This window comes from Legionella erythra (assembly GCF_001467615.1).
Taxonomy (GTDB): Bacteria; Pseudomonadota; Gammaproteobacteria; order Legionellales; family Legionellaceae; genus Legionella_C; species Legionella_C erythra.
In genome coordinates this window covers 12640-12846 of record NZ_LNYA01000034.1, presented here as the reverse complement: position 1 = coordinate 12846, position 207 = coordinate 12640, and the positions used below count along the sequence as shown (strand labels likewise).

Genomic DNA, 207 nt, shown 5'->3' with positions numbered 1-207 from the left:
GCAGAAGCTGGCTTTAGTAGCTGCTTAAACCTCTATTTTTGATGTCAGTTAAATATGGGGGGATTACCATATTCAATGACTCAATCGCATTGGTGGTGTAAATCGCCGGTCGAATATCCGCTGGATAATCAAAAATGGAATGACTCGCTCCCAATCCCTGCGCCAGGAGGCGCTGATAGACGGATACTGCTCATCCCATTTGGCCGT

At 46.9% G+C, this 207-nt stretch carries 1 pseudogene; it reads right to left on the bottom strand.

The window, feature by feature from the left end:
- Positions 1–61 precede the first annotated feature (61 nt).
- Positions 62–207, bottom strand: a pseudogene (locus Lery_RS15535) (transposase); the annotation flags it as partial.